Genomic DNA, 1,967 nt, shown 5'->3' with positions numbered 1-1,967 from the left:
TGTTAAATACTTCGTTTAAAATTAAATTAACATCATTTTCCTTAGTATTAAAGCTTTGATTATTTAGATTATCTTGTAAGGAAATTTCTTTATTTAAATAGTCTTGGATATCTTTTATTTTTTCATTTCTTTTTTCTTTTAAAGTATTGATAGATTTATAAAGCTTTTTTCTAGTATCAAGATAGGTATCATTGAGCTTTTCTTTATCTAGGATGAAGATTTTTGTGAAAGTAGAATTATAGCCTAGATTGTTTATAGCAGTAGCTTGGGTGAAATAAGTATTTTTATCTTCTCTTAATACTATTAAATTTATACATACATAAAGGCAATAAAAATAACCCAATTTATTATCTAAATCATTTAAAATTAAATCTTGGATTTCATTTAAATCTATATATTTATAATAAGCCTTGTTTTCTTTTAAAAATTCTATCACAGAATACAAATTAAAATATGTTATATCTTTTTGATTAATTTGTTGTATTATTGCATTTAATATAATTTTCTCTTGTGTTTTTTTATGAGAATAGAGTCTATTTTGATAAAAAATTATTTCTGAAAAATACTCTTTAAATTTCTGATTAAAAATTTGTTGTTCTCTTTCATATTTTACTTTATAAAGTTCATACCATTTTAACTCCTCATCATATTTAGCTTTTTTTATTTTATATTCCTCCAAAGCTTGCAATTGCGTAGATGAGAAACCTTGAATATTTGCTGCAAATAAAGGTTTTTTGGGTTCTTTTGGTAAATAATGAATTTGCAAATATTCCAAAGAATTTGAAAAATCATTAGATAGTTTAGGAATGCTAGAATATGACAAAATACGATCATCATAACGAGTTCTTGCGGTAGCCAAAACATTATTATGGTATTTGATAAAAGTCCATAGCTCTTCATCCTTATTTATATTATACTCTAAAAGGTTATCAATTTCTTTATTTTTCATAAGATTTAAAATATAATTTAATTCTATGATAGTAGGCTCTAAAAAATGAGAATCCCAAAATCGATCCCCTAAATTAACAATATAATGCTTCCCGTCTATATCTACTCCTAAATCTTGTATCACCCCTTTTGTATTAGAAGCATCGGAATCAGTATCTGTTTCAATATGATAAGTATTATCACTTGTAGCTAAAATATTTTTGATATTAAGATTAGCAAGGAGCTGATTAACACAATTTATAAATACTTCATCAACTTCAAAAATATCATAAAAATAATTCGTTGATTTACTATAAATTATATTTGTTTTTATAAAGATATAATGTTCTTTTAAGTTTGTTTTATTGTGAAAGTATGATTTTATATTTTGAAATAAATTAGAATCATATCCTATTAAGTTTATTTCTATACTTTTTTGATATTTATAAGATCTTATTTGATAAAACAATGCTTGCTCTTTATTATCAGAATTGATAATTTTTCCATCTATTCTGTAAATTTGATTTAAATTTAAAGCTTTTAGTTCTTTTGCACCAGGCGAATTGAAAGTGTAGATTTCTTTAACATTAGCACTAGAATTAACACTCGCTAATGAAAGAGTAAGTAGTTGTGCCAAAGCTCCGCCTAAAGAATGACCTACAATTACCAAACCTTTGTCTTTTATAATATTTGGAAATTCTTTAACACACTCAGAATAAAATTTAATCATATCAAGATATTGATTATAGGGAACTTTGCCTAAAGCTAAATCAACATCAGCATCCAAAATATCTACACTAAAATTACTTGTAGGCTCTGTTCCTCGTATGACTATAATCTTTTGATTGTTATCTTTAGTATCTTCAAACAAAGTAGCACTAAAGCCACTTGTAGTGTTGGGCTGATGTTTTAAAAGTTTAAATCTATTTACAAAATCAATAGTTCTTTTACTCAGTGCATCATTTAACCCTACCCTGCTAATATCATTATCCAATGTTATTTCTTTACTATCAAAACAAGTATTTATAAGAGAAATACAA

Annotated in this window: 1 protein-coding gene; it reads right to left on the bottom strand. The window is 24.7% G+C overall.

Going from position 1 to position 1,967, the window contains the following annotated elements; genetic code table 11:
- Window positions 1-1,921, bottom strand: a 1,921-nt coding sequence (locus AJ886_RS10485; protein ID WP_186820742.1) for a lipase family protein, incomplete at its 3' end; no start/stop codon positions are given.
- Window positions 1,922-1,967: the final 46 nt, after the last annotated feature.

The organism is Campylobacter sp. BCW_6465 (assembly GCF_001762815.1).
In the GTDB taxonomy this organism is placed as follows: Bacteria; Campylobacterota; Campylobacteria; order Campylobacterales; family Campylobacteraceae; genus Campylobacter_D; species Campylobacter_D jejuni.
The sequence above is the reverse complement of the archived record's forward strand: the minus strand, read 5'-3'. Positions and strand labels throughout refer to the sequence as shown.